The organism is Actinomycetospora sp. (assembly GCF_036497585.1).
Taxonomy (GTDB): Bacteria; Actinomycetota; Actinomycetes; order Mycobacteriales; family Pseudonocardiaceae; genus Actinomycetospora.
The window spans coordinates 61298-77041 of record NZ_DASXJD010000204.1 but is presented as its reverse complement, the minus strand read 5'-3'; the positions used below and the strand labels follow the sequence as shown (position 1 = coordinate 77041).

The 15744-nt window shown below is 73.5% G+C and carries 19 protein-coding genes and 2 pseudogenes; 10 read left to right on the top strand and 11 right to left on the bottom strand.

Annotated features, from left to right (window positions below; all coding sequences use genetic code 11):
• From VGH76_RS20140 to VGH76_RS20130, 3 genes and pseudogenes are all read left to right on the top strand, one after another.
• A pseudogene (locus VGH76_RS20140) lies at positions 1-222 on the top strand (phthalate 4,5-dioxygenase); the annotation flags it as partial.
• Entirely contained in the window at positions 219-437 is a 219-nt protein-coding gene (locus tag VGH76_RS20135) for a hypothetical protein (protein ID WP_331558498.1), read from the top strand. The pseudogene VGH76_RS20140 and the gene VGH76_RS20135, both read left to right, overlap by 4 nt.
• 56 nt (positions 438-493) lie before the next feature.
• A complete protein-coding gene (locus tag VGH76_RS20130) occupies positions 494-937 on the top strand; it encodes a universal stress protein (RefSeq protein ID WP_331558497.1) in 444 nt (147 codons plus the stop codon).
• A gap of 191 nt (positions 938-1128) precedes the next feature.
• On the opposite strand, the gene VGH76_RS20125 is transcribed toward VGH76_RS20130, so the two are convergent.
• The 7 genes from VGH76_RS20125 to VGH76_RS20095 all read right to left on the bottom strand — a co-directional run bounded on the left by VGH76_RS20125 (position 1129) and on the right by VGH76_RS20095 (position 6264).
• Complete coding sequence (locus tag VGH76_RS20125) at positions 1129-2115, bottom strand: serine hydrolase (protein ID WP_331558496.1); 987 nt, start codon at positions 2113-2115, stop codon at positions 1129-1131.
• A gap of 321 nt (positions 2116-2436) precedes the next feature.
• A complete protein-coding gene (locus VGH76_RS20120; protein WP_331558495.1) occupies positions 2437-2793 on the bottom strand; it encodes a Rieske (2Fe-2S) protein in 357 nt (118 codons plus the stop codon).
• A gap of 4 nt (positions 2794-2797) precedes the next feature.
• The gene (locus tag VGH76_RS20115) at positions 2798-3070 is read right to left on the bottom strand and encodes a 2-hydroxymuconate tautomerase (protein WP_331558494.1); all 273 of its coding nucleotides are present in this window, start codon (positions 3068-3070) and stop codon (positions 2798-2800) included.
• Positions 3067-3873 carry a 2-keto-4-pentenoate hydratase gene (locus tag VGH76_RS20110; RefSeq protein WP_331558493.1) on the bottom strand — a complete coding sequence of 269 codons (807 nt, stop codon included), beginning with the start codon at positions 3871-3873 and terminating at the stop codon, positions 3067-3069. The genes VGH76_RS20115 and VGH76_RS20110 overlap by 4 nt, the downstream gene beginning before the upstream one ends.
• On the bottom strand, positions 3873-4715 hold the full coding sequence (locus VGH76_RS20105) for a 2-keto-4-pentenoate hydratase (protein ID WP_331558492.1): 843 nt from the start codon (positions 4713-4715) through the stop codon (positions 3873-3875). The genes VGH76_RS20110 and VGH76_RS20105 overlap by 1 nt, the downstream gene beginning before the upstream one ends.
• Positions 4708-5556: an IclR family transcriptional regulator gene (locus VGH76_RS20100; protein WP_331558491.1), complete on the bottom strand. Its 849-nt coding sequence runs from the start codon at positions 5554-5556 to the stop codon at positions 4708-4710. The genes VGH76_RS20105 and VGH76_RS20100 overlap by 8 nt, the downstream gene beginning before the upstream one ends.
• The gene (locus VGH76_RS20095) at positions 5557-6264 is read right to left on the bottom strand and encodes a hypothetical protein (RefSeq protein WP_331558490.1); all 708 of its coding nucleotides are present in this window, start codon (positions 6262-6264) and stop codon (positions 5557-5559) included. It lies immediately after the preceding gene.
• A gap of 193 nt (positions 6265-6457) precedes the next feature.
• Here VGH76_RS20095 and VGH76_RS20090 point away from each other — a divergent pair, with 193 nt between their 5' ends.
• Genes VGH76_RS20090 through VGH76_RS20075 form a run of 4 tightly spaced genes read left to right on the top strand, consistent with a single transcriptional unit; the run spans position 6458 to position 10246 of the window.
• Positions 6458-7372 carry a catechol 2,3-dioxygenase gene (locus VGH76_RS20090; protein ID WP_331558489.1) on the top strand — a complete coding sequence of 305 codons (915 nt, stop codon included), beginning with the start codon at positions 6458-6460 and terminating at the stop codon, positions 7370-7372.
• 11 nt (positions 7373-7383) lie between these two features.
• The gene (locus VGH76_RS20085; protein ID WP_331558488.1) at positions 7384-8328 is read left to right on the top strand and encodes a catechol 2,3-dioxygenase; all 945 of its coding nucleotides are present in this window, start codon (positions 7384-7386) and stop codon (positions 8326-8328) included.
• Positions 8328-9410, top strand: coding sequence for a histidine phosphatase family protein (locus tag VGH76_RS20080; protein WP_331558487.1), 1083 nt, complete (start codon positions 8328-8330; stop codon positions 9408-9410). The genes VGH76_RS20085 and VGH76_RS20080 overlap by 1 nt, the downstream gene beginning before the upstream one ends.
• Positions 9410-10246, top strand: a complete 837-nt coding sequence (locus VGH76_RS20075) for an IclR family transcriptional regulator (RefSeq protein ID WP_331558486.1) — start codon at positions 9410-9412, stop codon at positions 10244-10246. The genes VGH76_RS20080 and VGH76_RS20075 overlap by 1 nt, the downstream gene beginning before the upstream one ends.
• Before the next feature lie 164 nt (positions 10247-10410).
• Here the strand turns inward: VGH76_RS20075 and VGH76_RS20070 are convergent, their stop codons facing one another.
• The 4 genes from VGH76_RS20070 to VGH76_RS20055 are packed head-to-tail and all read right to left on the bottom strand — an operon-like array spanning position 10411 to position 12011.
• Positions 10411-10842: a DUF6640 family protein gene (locus VGH76_RS20070; RefSeq protein ID WP_331558485.1), complete on the bottom strand. Its 432-nt coding sequence runs from the start codon at positions 10840-10842 to the stop codon at positions 10411-10413.
• Between the two features lie 10 nt (positions 10843-10852).
• Positions 10853-11467, bottom strand: a complete 615-nt coding sequence (locus tag VGH76_RS20065; RefSeq protein WP_331558484.1) for a nitrile hydratase subunit alpha — start codon at positions 11465-11467, stop codon at positions 10853-10855.
• Positions 11464-11763, bottom strand: coding sequence for an SH3-like domain-containing protein (locus tag VGH76_RS20060; protein WP_331558483.1), 300 nt, complete (start codon positions 11761-11763; stop codon positions 11464-11466). The genes VGH76_RS20065 and VGH76_RS20060 overlap by 4 nt, the downstream gene beginning before the upstream one ends.
• Positions 11760-12011 (bottom strand): hypothetical protein, encoded by a 252-nt coding sequence (locus VGH76_RS20055; RefSeq protein WP_331558482.1) that lies wholly within the window; start codon positions 12009-12011, stop codon positions 11760-11762. Before VGH76_RS20055 ends, VGH76_RS20060 begins: the two co-directional genes overlap by 4 nt.
• Positions 12012-12149: 138 nt before the next feature.
• Between VGH76_RS20055 and VGH76_RS20050 the strand changes: the two are divergent.
• The 3 genes and pseudogenes from VGH76_RS20050 to VGH76_RS20040 form a co-directional block, all read left to right on the top strand.
• Positions 12150-12705, top strand: a pseudogene (locus tag VGH76_RS20050) (3-hydroxyacyl-CoA dehydrogenase NAD-binding domain-containing protein); the annotation flags it as partial.
• Positions 12706-12801: 96 nt separating this feature from the next.
• Entirely contained in the window at positions 12802-14439 is a 1638-nt protein-coding gene (locus VGH76_RS20045) for an NUDIX domain-containing protein (protein WP_331558502.1), read from the top strand.
• A gap of 72 nt (positions 14440-14511) precedes the next feature.
• Positions 14512-15729, top strand: coding sequence for an acyl-CoA dehydrogenase family protein (locus VGH76_RS20040; RefSeq protein ID WP_331558481.1), 1218 nt, complete (start codon positions 14512-14514; stop codon positions 15727-15729).
• The last annotated feature ends 15 nt before the right edge of the window (positions 15730-15744 follow it).

Below are 15744 nucleotides of genomic sequence, written 5' to 3'. Positions count from 1 at the left end.
CACGCGGGCGGCGCGCAGTTCGCCCTGGACTTCTGCGACATGGGCTCGACCCGGTACTCGCCGATGCTCGACACCATCCGCAAGGTCCACCTCTCCGCCGCCGAGCAGGTCGGGAAGGACAAGGCCGCGGGGCGCTCCTCGTTCACCCCGGAGGGCGGGATCGGGGACGCGACGCTCGCGCCGGGCACCGACGCCCAGGTCGACTCCGGCCCGGTCGGGTGAGCACGCCCCCGGACCGGCGGTTCGCGGCCGACGCCGAGGCGCACCGTCGCGACGCCCCGCGCTTCTGCCCGGCCTGCGCGGCGGCCGTCGACCTGGCCTCGGAGTTCTGGGAGGGCGACGACCGGCGGTTCTACTGCTGGTGTGCCGCGTGCGGCTGGACCGGCGAGATCGCCCCGACCGGCGAGACCGCGATCGGGCACGAGCCGCCGCACTGAGCCCGCCCCCTGCGCCTTGATCGACGGGACGGCGCCGGCGGAGGACACTGAGGCCCGTGGACGGGTTCGAGCTCGGCACCGACGGCCCGAAGCTGATCCTGGCGGCGGTCGACGGGTCGACGACGTCGCTGCGGGCCGGCGCCTACGCCGTCGGCCTCGCCCGGCGGCAACGTTCCGAGCTCGTCGTCATCACCGTGACGACGACGCCCGCGATGTCCTCGCTGTCCGCCGACGCGGTCACGGTGCTGGCCGAGTCCGCGCACGAGCTCGCCGCCGAGCTCCACGAGCAGGCCAAGGAGTACCTGCGCCTGCTCGAGATGGAGGCACGGCTGGTGACGGTTCACGGCGACCCGTACCTCGAGATCGTCCGGGCCGCCGACGACCTGCGGGCCGACGCCGTCGTCGTCGGCGCCTCGATGAAGGCCGGGCACCGCTTCGTCGGCTCGCTCGCCGGCCGGTTGATCAAGGCCGGGAAGTGGCCGGTGACGGTCGTTCCATAGAGGTGCGCGGCAGGCTGCGCATCCCGTAGACTAACGTGCCCTCGCGGAAGTCGGCCCGCTCGACGTCGGTCGGGCCAGCGTGGGGAAGCGCTGCAGCAGGGCCGGGAACGCCGTCGCCATCTCCGTGCGGGCCAGCGGCACGCCCAGGCAGTGGTGACGCCGGTACACGTGAAGTGGGAGTGATTTCCCGCTTACTGCCGAGCGGTGGGGTCCCCATCACCGGTGAGGGCGTGGGCGGCCGTCCGCGCCAGAGCCTCGACCAGCGCGATCCCGGACGCCTCGCTCGGCTGGTGCTCGGTGAGCACCGAGAGCGCCACCGGGTCACCGGCGACCGTGGTCACCCCGACGCTGCCGACCACCCAGCGACCGCCGTCGTCGTCGCGGGGCAGCCAGCCGTTCTTGAGGCCGGTCACCGCGCCCGGGTCGGCTGCCGCGGAGACGCCCCAGCTCTGGTCGTCCTCGACGTGGGTGAGCAGGCCCGTCGCGTAGGAGCGGGCAGCCGGCCCGAGGGGACCGGGGCGGACGAGGTCGCCGAGCAGCGCGATCTGGTCCGCGGCACACGTGGTGCTCTCGCCCCAGTGGGCGTCGTCGAGATGCGTGTCGTGCACGCCGAGACGGACGTTCGCCCTGGCCAGCCCCGCCGCGCCGCCGGCCAGGTCCCACAGCCGGGTCGCCGCGTCGTTGTCGCTGTCCTCGATCATCGCGGTCGCCAGGTGGTCGACGGCGGGCGAGAGCCGGCGGTGACCGTCCTGGGCCTGCAGGAGGAGCGCCTCCAGCACGTCGAGCTTGACGACGCTCGCCGTGTGCACCGGGGCCTGGGGCGCGGCGGCGAACGAGCGGCCGGTCGCGAGGTCGACGGCGGCGAGCGAGACGTGACCGCGCGAGGCGGGGCCGAGGAGCGACGCGATCGCGGCCGACGGGCCGGGCAGGGCGGCACGATCGGGCCCCGGCACCGGAGCGGGGACCGGAGGACCGGACGGTCGGGCGGGCGGCGGCCCGGACGGAGGACCGGAGGTGCACACGGCCACCACTGCGAGGAGCAGGCCCAGCCGGAGCAGCGGCAGGACGACGCGCCGGGCGGAGCGCGCGCGACGCTTCCGGTTCGGCTCGGAGGGCGCGAGCGGGTCCTCGGGAGTCGGCAGCACCCGCCGGTGGGGCGCCGAGGCCGCTCGCGGCACGGGCGGGTCCAGGACCGGCGGCGGGGCATCAGCAGGGCCGAGGCGCCTCAGGGGGACGGTGGGCCGGACGGAGAGCGGGACGACGGTCACGGCTCTCGGGCCGCCCCACACGCCCGGCAGCGCCGGACGGTGCCGAGGTTCGGTGGTCGTCACGAGGCCGGGTCCCGTTCGGAGAGCCCCTCGACCCGTGCGGATCCGCCCATCGCGCCGCCCCCTCCCGACCCCCGGTGATCGATCCGGCACCAGTAAGACGGATCACGATCCGGAGATCAAGAGGTACAGGAGTGACAGGTGTGGCGGAAGTCGGATTTCTTCCCGTCGTCAGGCGTCGCGGGCGTGCGCGCGCAGCCGCTCCGACCAGGACAGCGTCGGCGGGGCGTCGCCGACGTCCGCGTGCGGCCGGCCGTCGACGTCGAGCACGGGGTAGACGGTGAGGGCGAAGAGGTTCGTGGTCCGGCAGGCCCCGGTGTCGAGGTCGAAGCGGTACCAGTGCCACGGGCAGCGCACCTCACCGGCGCGGACCTGCCCCTCGACGAGCGGGCCCGCGTTGTGGGGACAGGCGGCGTCGGACACCCGCAACGACCCGTCGTCGAGGACGAAGACGGCGAACGCCCGGCCGTCGTCGGCGCTCACCGTCCAGGCGGAGCGGCCTGCCGGGTCCCCGAGGTCGACGAGCACGTCGTCACCGCCGGCCCGACGCCCGCAGCTCGGCCAGCGACTCGCCGCCGACGAACCAGTGCTCGGGCTCGCACTCGGTGACGACGACGCGGACGTTGCCCGCCGGGGCGCCCACCGCCTCCGACACCGCCGCGGTGACCTTCTCCCCGAGCGCGGCGAGCTGCTCGGGGGTCCGCCCGCGGGCGAGGGTGATCTGGACCAGGGGCATGACAGGCGCCCTCCTTCGTCGGGCGCCATGTGAACGGATGTGGTCGTCAGGACGGCCAATTCCGCTCACATGGCGACAGCCATCTCGATGGTGCCGAGCCGGTCGATCGACACCGTCACCACGTCGCCGGGGGCGACCGGGGTCGCCGCTGTCAGCCCGCCGGAGAGCACGACCTCCCCAGCACGCAGCCCCTCCCCGGACGCCGCGAGCCGGCGCACCAGCCACGCCACGGCAGCCGCCGGGTGCCCCAGCGAGGCGGCCCCGGACGCCGTCGCGACCAGCTCGCCGTTCTTCTCGAGCACCACGCCCACCAGCCGCACGTCGATCCCGGCGGGTGGGACCGGGGCACCGACGAGGTACCGCGCTGCCGAGGTGTTGTCCGCGACGACGTCGGCCATGGTGAACCGGTAGTCGCGGAACCGGGAGTCGAGGACCTCGATGCCCACCGCCAGGCCCGACGTCGCGGAGAGCACGTCCACCGCGGTGCAGTGCGGCCCGGACAGGTCGCGGCCGAGGACGAACACGATCTCCGGCTCCGCCCGCGGTTGGATGAGCGAGGACACCGACAGCGGCTCGCCCAGGTCCAGCGCCGCCGACGCCGGCAGGAAGCCGCACACCGGCGCGGACACCCCGACCTGCGCCTGCTTGGCCCGCGAGGTCACCCCGAGCTTCCACCCGGCGAGCGGGCCGGCCTGGTCGCGCAGCACCCGCTGCACGGCGTAGCCCGTCTCGAGGTCCAGGTCGGGCACCTCGTCGGTCAGCGGCTCGATCGCCGTCCGCTCCGCGACCGCCTTCGACAGCCGCGCCGCCAACTGCTGCACATCGGCATGCATGGTCGAGCTCCGCTCCGCTGCGTCTCCGGCGGCACCCATCAGGCCGCCACCTCACCCTCGGAACCGGCGGCACCCGCCGTCACCCGCAGCGACACCGGCCCGAGCCGGTCGAACTCCGCCCGGTACACCTCGCCCGCGGCCAGCGGCACCGCCGCGTGCAGCGCCCCGGTCATCACCAGGTGCCCCGGCTCCAGCGCCACCCCGTGCTCGCCGAGCACGTTCGCGAGCCACGCGACCACAGCCAGCGGGTCCCCGAGCGCCGCCGCGCCCGCCCCGGTGTCGATCAGCTCGCCGTTGCGGGTCAGCGTCATCCCGATCAGCCGGGTGTCCAGCCCCTCGAGCGGCACCACCCGCGACGAGACCGCGACGGCGCCGTTGGAGGCCAGGTCCGCGACGGTGTCGGCGAGCTTGATCCGCCAGTCCGCGATGCGGGAGTCGACGATCTCCATCGACGCCGCCGCTCCCGCGACGGCCCCGGTGGCGTCGGTCGGGCCCACGCCCGGCCCGAGCAGCCGCTCCCCCATCACGAAGACGATCTCGGCCTCCACCTTGGGGGCGATGAAGCGGTCGAGCGGGAGGGCGTCGCCGTCGCGGTAGACCGTGGACGCGAGCACCGGGCCGTGATCGGGTGAGTCGACGCCGACCAAGCGCTGCATCGCCGTCGACGTGAGCCCGACCTTGTACCCGACGACGCGGTCGCCGTCGGCGAGCAGCAGCGGCAGCAGCTCGCGCTGGATCGCGTAGCCCTCGGCCATCCCCAACGACGGGTCGGCGTCGGTGAACGGCGCGATCGGGACGCGGGTCCCGCGCGCCTCGTACAGCGCGCGGGCCTTGCCCGGGGCGTCGAGTCCGACGCGCTCGGAGCCGGCGGGGTCAGACATGCGCGGCCTCCCGGCCGTTCGTGCGGACGGTGGACGACGACGAACCTGCTCCCGACGACGGGCCTCGGCTGCGGTCGCGCTCGTCCTCGGGCACCCATCCCAGCCGACGCGACACCGCTTCCCCGGCCTCGACCACGCACCGGGCCAGACGCTGCCGGGGGATGGCGCGGAAGCGGGTGATCGGGGCCCCGACGCTGATCGCCGCGACGACGGCTCCGCCGGGTCCCCGCACCGGGGCGGCCAGGGAGGCGACCCCGAGCTCGCGCTCGTTGACCGCGTCGGCCCATCCCCGCTCCCGGACGGCGGCCAGCTCGGCACGCAGGGCCCCGGGCTCGACGATCGTGTGCGGGGTGTGCGCCCGGAGCCCGCGGGCGAGGATCCGCTCGAGGTGCTCCTCGCCCAGCTCCGCGAGCAGGATCTTGCCCGAGCTGGTGCAGTGCAGCGGGACGCGGCGCCCGGCATCGTGCATCAGCCGCAGCGAGTGGCTGCTCTCGAGGCGGTCGACATAGACCACCGCGTCGTCGTCGAGCACCCCGACCTGCGAGGACTCCCCGGTCTGCTCGCGCAGCTCGACGAGCACCGGGCCGGCCGCCCCGTGCAGGTCCATGTGGGCCCGCACCGCCTCGCCCAGCTCGAACACGACCAGGCCGAGCCGGTACCCGCCGTCGGAATCCCGGGCGACGAGGCCCTCGGCGGCGAGCGTGGTGAGCAGCCGGTGCACCGCGCTCTTGCCGAGCCCGAGCCGGCGGGCCAGCTCCGAGACCCCGAGCGTCTCCTCGCGGGAGAGGAACGCCTTGAGCAGGCGGGCGGCGTTGCTGACCGACTGCAGCGTCGCGTCCACTCAGAACGCCCCCACCGTGCTCGCGGCCGTGCCGCCGAGCGCCCCGACGAGGACGCGGCGCACGCCGTCGGGGTCGAGGTCGGCGCCGGGACGCAGCGCGGCGTCCACCGCCTCGCCCACCGCGGCGTTGTGCGGGGCGATGGCGCGGGCGAGCAGCATCTGGGCGCGGGCGAGGCCGGCGACCGCGGCGCCCTGCATCTCGTCGACCAGCGCCTCCCGGCCGCGGGCCCGGGAACGCAGCGTGTCGAAGTCCCGGGCCGCCGCGGAGTGCCCGCTGGCCAGGCCCGACCCGACGTGGCCCGCGTGGTGCGGCGACAGACCGGAGCCGGGCTGGGTGACCAGGTGGTAGAGGACCGTGGAGATGCCCAGGCAGCCCCGGACCTCGGCGGGCCGGGGGGCCTCGCCCTCGTCGATCAGGCCGAGCGCGGGCAGGACCACCGGATCGTAGAACCGGACGGTCCAGTCCATCCCGTCGAGCGCGCCCGGCAGCTCGACCTCCTCGCCGCGCAGCGGGCCGAGGGCCTCCGTCGTCGCGAGCACGTGCAGGTTGCGGGCGCCGGCGGCGACGACGGTGAAGCGGCCCGCCGCCAGCAGCGGCATCCGGCCCCGGACGGCGGGAGGGAAGGTCGAGGCCTGCTGGACGTACGCGCGGTGGATGCCCTCGACGTAGCCGGCGACGGCGCGCCGCATCGCCATCGGGTCGGCCACGTCCACCTCCTTGGTCTTCGACGTGTGCGTGCGTTTCCGCGTCTGGGCACGGAAACACACGCACACGCGCTCCGCGCCAACCGTTCCGGAGACCGGAACCGAGGCTCTTCTCTCCGGAACGCTAGGGCGGCTAGCGTCGTGACGTCAAGCACACCGGCGCTCCCGCCGGCACCCCCTGGCGAGAGGACCGGACGTGGGCATCCTGCGGCTCGCGCACGTGGACGTGCGGACCCCCGACCTGGACCTGTCGACCGCGTACTACACCGAGGTCATGGGCCTCCAGCAGGTCGCCCGGACCGAGGACGCGGTCTACCTCAAGTGCTGGGACGAGGAGGACCACCACTCGCTGCGGATGCGCTACAACCCACGCACCGGCCTGGACTCGTTCACCTTCCGCGTCGAGGCCGAGGACGACCTCGCGGAGTTCGAGTCCAGGGTCGAGGCCTACGGCTGCCCCACGGCGCGGGTCAGCCGCGGCGAGGCGGTCGGGCAGGGCGAGTCCCTGCGCTTCGAGGTCCCGTCGGGCCAGGTCATGGAACTGGTCTGGGACATCGAGAAGACCGGGAATCTGCTCGGCAAGCACAACCCGAGCCCCACCCCACCGCCCGACCTGCCCGGCATCGCGCCCCCGCGGATCGACCACATGCTGGTCAACGCCGAGGAGGTCGCCGAGTCGGCCCGGTTCTTCACCGAGATCCTGGGCCTGCGGATGACCGAGCAGGTCCTCGACGGCAACGGCCACCAGCTCGGCGTCTGGCTCGCCGGGCGCACGAACTCCCCGCACGACATCGCGATCGTCAACGGCCCCAACGGCGCCCTGCACCACTGGGCCTACTGGCTCGACGACTGGGACCACATCCGGCAGGCCGCCGACACCCTCGCCTACAACGGCGTCCAGATCGACCAGGGCCCGACGCGCCACGGCGTCACCCGCGGCAACACCATCTACTTCTTCGACCCGCTCGGGATCCGCAACGAGGTCTTCACCGGCGGCTACTGGGTCGACCCCGACACCGAGATCCTCACCTGGACCGAGGACAACTTCGGCAAGGGCCTCTTCTACTACGAGAACGTCGTCAGCCAGCGCTTCCTGCGCATGCACACCTGAGGAGACGCTCGATGCCGAACAACTCATCGTCCGATCGGATCCTCAGGCTGCAGCACGTCGAGGTCCGGGTCCCCGATCTCGAGCTCGCCACCGCCTACTACACCGAGGTCCTCGGCCTGATCGAGACCGCCCGCGACGAGCGCGACGGCGCCGAGCGGGTGTTCCTCAAGTGCTGGGACGAGCGCGAGCACCACTCGGTGATCCTGCGCGCCGCGCCCACCTACGGCCTGGACCACATGTCGTTCAAGCTGCACGCCCCCGAGGACCTCGACCACTTCACCGGCAAGCTCGAGGCGGCGGGGGTGCCCGTGAAGCGGTTCGCCCCCCGCGAGCTCGGACCGGGCTGGGGCGAGGCCATCCGGTTCGAGGCGCCGAGCGGGCACCTCATCGAGCTGACCCACGGCACCGAGCGCGTGGGGAACATGCTCCCGATGACGAACCCGCCGCCCCGTCCGCAGGACCTCGTCGGGATCGCGCCGCCCCGGCTGGACCACCTGTTCGTCATGGCCGAGGACGTCGAGGCGTTCACCGCGTTCTTCTGCGAGCTGCTCGAGTTCCGGCTCACCGAGCAGATCCTCGCCAACGACGGCCACCAGCTGGCGACCTTCCTCGAGCACTCCCACACCCCGCACGACATCGCCGTGATCACCGGGCCGAACGGGGCGCTGCACCACTTCGCGTTCTGGATGGACGACTGGAACGGCATCCGCGACGCGGCCGACACGCTCGCCTACCACGGCGTGAACATCGACGTCGCCCCGACGCGGCACGGCGTGACCCGCGGCTACACCACCTACTTCTTCGACCCGGCCGGCAACCGCAACGAGCTCTTCACCGGCGGCTACTGGGTGGACCCGGATTTCGAGCCGATCACCTGGACCGAGGAGGAGATGGGCCGGGCGATCTTCTACTACCACCGCCAGGTCAACGAGCGCTTCTTCACGGTGCACTCCTGATGGGCCGCGACCCGCGGTCCGTCGACCGCTACGAGACCCCGGACTACCTGTCGAAGTACCGGTCGCGCCGGCAGGCGGTTCCCGACAGGAATTCAGGACAGCACGCCGATAGGGAAGCGGCGCACGACGACGACGGGACGCCGCTGTACCTCCGGCGCTTCCGGGAGCGGGCGACGACTCCGCCGTCGTCGTCGGCACCTGCTGTGGACACGAGCGTCAGCTACGACGGCGCCCGGTTCACCCCCGCGCTCGCCGAGGCGAGCCGCGGCAAGGAGATCGCGGCGCCGCTCGAGCGCCGGGCGAGCGAGAAGATCGTCTGCGAGATCTCGATCATCCGCCACGGCATCACCCAGGGATACTCGACCGACGCCGGACTGACCCCGATGGGCGCCTGGCAGGCCCACCGGCGCGGGCACGAGCTCGCGCGGCGCTTCGACCACGGCGACCAGGTCCGGCTGGTGTGCGCGGACACCAACCGGGCCCGCCAGACCGCCGACCAGCTCTTCCGCGGCGCCAAGGACGGGCTGTCGATGTGGGGCATCGACGCCGACGTCACCAACCCCGAGCCCATCGCCGAGCTGCGCAACTTCGGGGTGTGGACCCCCGACGGGCTGCGCGACGTCACCTCGGCGTTCCGGCAGTACCAGGCCACCAACGAGACCCTGGAGCGGTTGGCGGTCGGCGACCGGCCGCGCTGGCTCGTCGAGATCGACCGCTTCTACCGGACGCAGCTGGGCGGGGCCGACCCGATCCAGGAGTGGCTGACGGTCCCGATGATGTACTTCGAGCCGCCGGCGATGTGCGTGCGGCGGTTCTGGCGCGGCTTCCACCGGCTGACGGACGAGTCCCGTCGCGCGGACGGCTCGCTGACCCACCGCCGCATCCTCGCCGCGACGCACTCCGGCCCGATGCGCGCCTTCGCCACCTGGGCCCACGGCTACGACCCGGGCGAACCCCTCAACACCGAGGAGATCCGGGTGAAGATGCGTGAGGGCGGCCGGTCCGCCTTCGTCTCGTACCGCAACCGCGTCACCGAGGTGAACGTTCCCCCGGCCAACGAGTTCCCCGACTGGGAGGCGTGATGACCGTCCTGCCCTTCTCGGCGGTGCTGCCTTCCCAAGCGAGCGGAGCGACGGGGGAAAGCGAGGACGCCGAGGACTCTCCGCTGCGGTCGGTGTCGACCGCCGTCGCGGTGCTGGACTGCTTCGCCGCCGAGCCCGAGCTGGGGGCGACGAAGGTGGCGGCGCGGCTGGGGATCGCGAAGTCGACGGCCTGCCGGATGCTGGCCGCGCTCGCGGCGGGAGGACTGCTCGAGAAGGCGGGCTCCGGTCGCTATCGCCTCGGACTGCGGCTCTTCGAGTACGGCCAGCTCGCCGTCGACCGGCTGCTGCTGCGCGAGGTCGCGATGCCGGTGCTCGGGGAGCTGCGCGAGACCGTCCGGGAGACCGTGCAGCTCGGGATGGCCGTCGGGACCGACGTGCTCTACCTCGAGCGGCTGGAGACCGCCGGTGCGGGGCTACGGTTCCGGACCGACTACCGGCGCAACCCGGCGCACTCCTCGTCGATCGGGCGGGTGCTCGCAGCCTCGGACCGGGAGCTCACCGCGGCGATCCTCGAGCGGGGGCTGGAGCGGCGGACGCCCTTCACCATCGTCGACCCGCAGCGCTGGCACCGGACGCTGATCCAGACCCGCGAGCAGGGGTACGCGACCTGCCGCGACGAGTACGACCTGGGCTGGTCGTCGATCGCCGCGCCGATCCTCGGCGGGAGCGGGCGGTCGGGGCGGCGGGCGGTGGCGGCGGTGTCGATCGTGGGTTCGACGTCCCGGGTCCTCGGCCCCCGCAAGCCGGCGGTGGTGCAGGGCGTCCGGCGGGCCGCGGAGCGGATCACGGTCGCGTTGGATCGCGCGAGCGCGTAGCCCGGGCCCGGCCGCCGATGCCAGCAACGGCACGATCCTGGCGTCCGACGCCAGAACGGCGCCGCTCACTCATCGAGCTCCGGGCGCCCGGGATGCCAGCAACGGCACGATCCTGGCATCTGACGCCAGAACGGCGCCGCTCACTCATCGAGCTCCGGGTGCGCTCAGCTCCCCGACCGGGCCAGCCCGACGCCGGCCCCGAGCGCCGCCAGGCACGCCGTCGCGACGAACAGGTTCGGGTCGAGGCCGAGCACCTTCGGGGTGTCGAACTCCTCGTCGACCAGCGCCGTCCCCGGGAACGCCGCCGCGCCGTACATGCCCAGCCACGGGGTGGCGGAGATCGCCGCGGCCGCGAGGAGGTTGCGGTCCGGGTCGCCGCGCCGCGACGTCACGAGCCGCAAGGAGTAGCCGCCCAGCAGCACGCTCATGACGATGTACTGCGCGTCGTGGAACTTCGCGTGCCCCGGCCAGCGGGGATTGCGCAGGTGCTGGCGCGCCGTCGTCGGGACGAGGGCGTCGGCCGCCAGTCCACCGCCCGTCGTCATCGCGCCGACCAGCCCCACCAGCGCCCGCCCCGCGAGCTCCCGCGTCCTCACCCTCGAATCCCTACACCCGCGCCGCCAGCGCCGGGACGGCCACCCCGATGAGGCAGTCGCGGGTGACGAGGTCGAGCTGCTCGGCCTCGGTGAGCGCCTCGAGACCGTCGGGCCGCTCGGGCACCACGAGGTACCGCGCCTCGGCGCTTGCGTCCCACACCCGGACCTCGGTCGACTCCGGCAGCACCAGCCCGAACTCGGCCAGCACGCCGCGCGGGTCCCGCACCACCCTCGAGCGGTAGGCCTCGCTCTTGTACCAGGGCGGCGGCGGGCCCAGCCACGCCAATGGGTAGCACGAGCACAGCGTGCAGACGACGACGTTGTGCACGCCGGGCGTGTTCGCCACCGCGTGCAGCCCGATGTCCGAGCTGTAGCCACCCCCGGCGTGCCCGAGCTCCGCGGCGGCCGCGCCGGCGTCGGCGAGCAGCCGCTCCCGGTACTCCGGGGAGTGCCACGCCCGCACCACCATCTCGGCTCCGTTGCGGGCCGTGACCCGGTCACCGAACGCCTCGATGCGCTGGTCGACCTCGGCGCGGGTGATCACCCCGCGCGCCTCGGCGAGGTCGAGCAGGCGATTCACCCGGGCCTGCAGCTCGGCGTTGCGGTGGTGGCCGGCGCCGCTCACGGCGTCGTCCCCCCGTCGCTCCGCTCGCCCGGCTGCTCCAGGTAGCTCACGAAGAGGTCGACGTGCACCCGGTCGGCGGGATGACCGTCCGGGCCCCACAGCTCCGGGGCGGCGAAGGCGACGGTGACGATCTCCTCCCGGCGCGCCGCGTCGCCGACGACCGCGGACTCGTCGGGGAAGCGCCCGTCGCCGACGAGCCGCACGACCTCGCCGACGTGCCCCCGCACGTAGCGCGGCGCCCGGTTGTGGCCCGGCGGATTCATCGTCCGCACCCGCACCCGGTCGCCGACCTTCACGACGACTCCCCCACCAGCGCCTCCAGCGCGGTGAGCCAGCGCTCGAAGTACGGCATCGCGTAGTACTCCGCCGGCGGGATCCGCTCCATCGTCGCCCGGAACTCGTCGAGGGTGTATGCGCCGGCCGCGACGAACGCCTGGTTCAGCACGAACGTCTGCGCCTCCCACACCGACCCGAAGGTCGGCCCGCCGCCCTCCGGCAGCTCCCCGAAGCCGTGCATCCCACCGACGTCGTTCGCGTAGGCCACGCCCCGGAGGATGACAGCCCGGCGAGTGGACCGACAGGGCTGCGCGGCCGGCCACGGACGCCCGGTTCGAGACTGACTGATCGATCAGTCAGCTCCTTGCGATCCACGCAGGAGGCGGATCTTCGGGCTGAGGACCCCGTGACCGGCCACGTCGCGTGCATCGGCGCCGGCGTGATCGGCGGCGGGTGGGCCGCGCACTTCCTGGCCCGCGGGTTCGACGTCGTGGCGTGGGATCCGGCTCCCGACGCCGAGGCGACGCTGCGGCGCACCGTCGACGCGGCCCGGCCGGCCCTGGTGGAGCCGGGTCTCGACGACGGCGCCGACCGGTCGCGGTTGCGGGTGGCGGGATCGGTGGCGGAGGCCTGCGACGGGGCCGGGTTCGTCCAGGAGAGCGCGCCGGAGGATCTCGAGCTCAAGCGCGCGCTCCTCGCCGACCTCGTGGCCGCGACCGGCGAGGACATGGTGGTCGCCGCCTCCACCTCGGGCTTCCCGTTGGGCGAGATGGCGACGACGACGCCCGATCCGTCCCGCCTCGTCGTCGGGCACCCGTTCAACCCGCCCTACCTGATCCCGCTGGTCGAGCAGATCGACGCCGCGATCACCGAGGGGCCCCGGCCTGCGCTGGCCGGTCCACGGGCCCTGCCTGACCTTCCACCTCGCGGGCGGCGAGGGCGGGATGGCGCACATGCTCGATCGCGATCCGGCGGGCCGTCGAGGGCGCGCGCCGGGGCCGGTGATCACCGGGACACCACGGTTCCGCGTCCGGGGTCCGGACGGCGATGCTGTCCCGGTGATCACGCCCGCGCCCCGACGACGGGTCAGCGTCGCCCTCACCCGCGACACGCCGGACGGCCCGGAGCTGCTCGTCTTCGACCACCGCGACTACCCCGAGGCCGGCACCCAGCTCCCGGGCGGCGGGATCGACGACGGCGAGTCGCTCGAGGAGGCGGCCGCGCGGGAGGTCGCGGAGGAGACCGGGGTGACCGACGTCGTCGTCGGCCGCCGGCTGGGCGAGCACGACTTCCCGACGCCCGATGGGACGCCGCAGCACACCGTCGTCGTCCACGCCACCACCGCCGAGACCGGCGACCGGTGGGAGCACGTCGTGGTCGGCGACGGCGACGACCACGGCTTGGTCTACCTCTGCCGGTTCGTCCGCTGCGCGAGGCCGTCGGCACCCTCGTCGACCGGCAGGGGGAGTTCCTCCCTGCCCTGGACGGCCGTTCCGGTGCCGCGAACACCACGGTGCCCCCGGAGAGGCCGGCTTCCTAGCGTCGGGTCCATGCAGCGCAGCAGCGAGCGGATCCTCACCACCCACGTCGGCAGCCTCGCCCGTCCGGAGGCCCTGCTCGACACCATGCGCGAGAAGGAGCACGGCCGTCCCTACGACGTGGCCGGCTTCGCGAAGCAGGTCACCGAGGCCGTGCGGGACGTCGTCGCGAGGCAGGCCGAGGTGGGCCTCGACGTCGTCACCGACGGCGAGATGGGCAAGGTCAGCTTCGCGACCTACGTCCAGGACCGCCTCGACGGGTTCTCGCCGAGCTCCGGGGAGAAGCTGCTGCCGCCGTCGTGGAAGCTCGAGATCGACGCCTTCCCCGAGTACTACGAGCAGTACCTGGGGAAGTACTCGAAGACCGTCGCGCCGATGGTCACCGTCGCCTGTGTCGGGCCCGTCTCCTACACCGGCCAGGACCAGGTGCGCACCGACATCGAGAACCTGCGCGCGGCCCTCGTCGGGGTGGACCACACCGAGGCGTTCCTGCCCTCGACCTCACCGCGCGGGTTCGGCCGCAACGAGTACTACGCCACCGACACCGAGTACTACACGGCCGTCGCCGAGGCGCTGCGCGAGGAGTACCTGGCGATCGTCGACGCCGGGTTCCTGCTGCAGATCGACGACCCGTGGCTCATCGAGATCCTGTCGGACCCGGCCCTGGAGCCCGAGGAGCGGCAGCGGACCGCGGCCGAGCACGCCGAGATCGTCAACCACGCGCTGCGCGACATCCCGACCGAGCGGATCCGCCTGCACACCTGCTACGGCCTCAACCACGGTCCGCGCGTCCACGACATCACGATGGCCGAGGTGGCGGGGCCGATGCTCGCGATCCGGGCGGGCGCGTACTCGTTCGAGGTCGCGAACCCGCGGCACATGCACGAGTGGACGATCTGGCAGGACGCCGGGCTGAAGGCGAAGCTCGGCGACGCGATCCTGATCCCCGGCCTGCTCGGGCACGCCCAGAACTACGTCGAGCACCCGGACCTCGTCGTCGAGATGCTGCGCCACTACGTCGACGCCGTGGGACGCGAGCAGGTCATCGCCGGCGCCGACTGCGGGTTCTCCTCTCGGGCGAGCTACCAGCCCGAGGTGCATCCGAGCGTCGTCTGGGAGAAGTTCCGGGCGCTGCGGGCGGGTGCCGACCGGGTCTGAACCGAGTCCGACGGGAGGTGACGTCCGACCGGCCAGGTGGGGAAGGCCCCGGCGTCGGGAAAGCACGGGTTCGTGACCTGGAGTCGGAAGAACCTCGAGGGCGTCGAGACGATCGCGCCGACCACGAGCGTGTACCTCACCCCCGAGCGGCGGGAGATCCAGCGCACGGCGCGGGCGTTCGCCATGGAAGACGTGCTCCCGCTCGCCGACGAGCTCGACCCGCAGCGCGGCGAGATCCCCGACGCGCTGCTCGAGCGGCTCGCCGAGCTCGGCTACTTCGGGATCATGGTCGACCGCGAGCACGGCGGGCTCGGGCTCGGCGTCTTCGAGTACGCCCTGATCTGCGAGGAGCTCGCGCGCGGATGGATGAGCGTCGCCAGCATCATCGCACGCGGCAACGGGACCGGCTGCGCCTCCCCGGACCCGGGCCGGCACGCCGAGCTGCTCCGGCTCTCGGCGTCGGGCCGGTGGATCGGCGGGATCGCGTTCTCGGAGCCGTCGGCGGGGTCGGACCTCGCCAACGTCGAGTGCTCGGCCGAGCGCGACGGCGAGGACTGGGTGATCACCGGGACGAAGCGCTGGGTCGGCCACGCGCTGCGCGCCGACTTCCTGCACCTGCTCGCCCGCACCCGGCCGCCGCGCGAGGGCGAGGGCCGCTCGGACGGGCTGGAGCTCTTCCTCGTCGAGAAGAACCGCGGCTCCTTCCCCGATGGCGTCTCCGGCACCCCCATCGACAAGATCGGCTACTACGGGCTCACCACCTGGGAGCTGCGGTTCGACGGCCTGCGCCTGCCCGCCGACGCCCTGCAGGACACCGGCCAGGAGGAGGGCCAGGGGTTCAAGGACAGCCTGCGCTGGCTCGGCCCGGCCCGGGTGCAGACGGCGGCGCGGGCGGTCGGCCTGGCACGGGGTGCCCTGGAGGACGCGGTCGCCTACTGCCGGCAGCGGGTGCAGTTCGGGCACCCGATCGGTGAGCAGCAGGTGATCCGGCACGCGATCGCCGACATGTCCGCGCAGGTCGAGGCGGCCCGCCAGCTGTGGATGCACGCGGCGTGGCTGGTCGACTCGGGTGAGTCCGCGGATGTCGAGACCTCGCAGGCCAAGCTGGTCGCCTCGGAGACCGCGGAGCAGGTGACGAGCCAGGCGCTTCAGATTTTCGGGGGCAACGGCTACACCACGGAGTACTCGGTGGAGCGGTACTGGCGCGACGCACGGCTCACCAAGATCTTCGAGGGCACGTCGGAGATCCAGCGCAAGATCGTCTCGGATGCGCTGGTCGGCCACGCCTGATCCACGGCGCGTCCG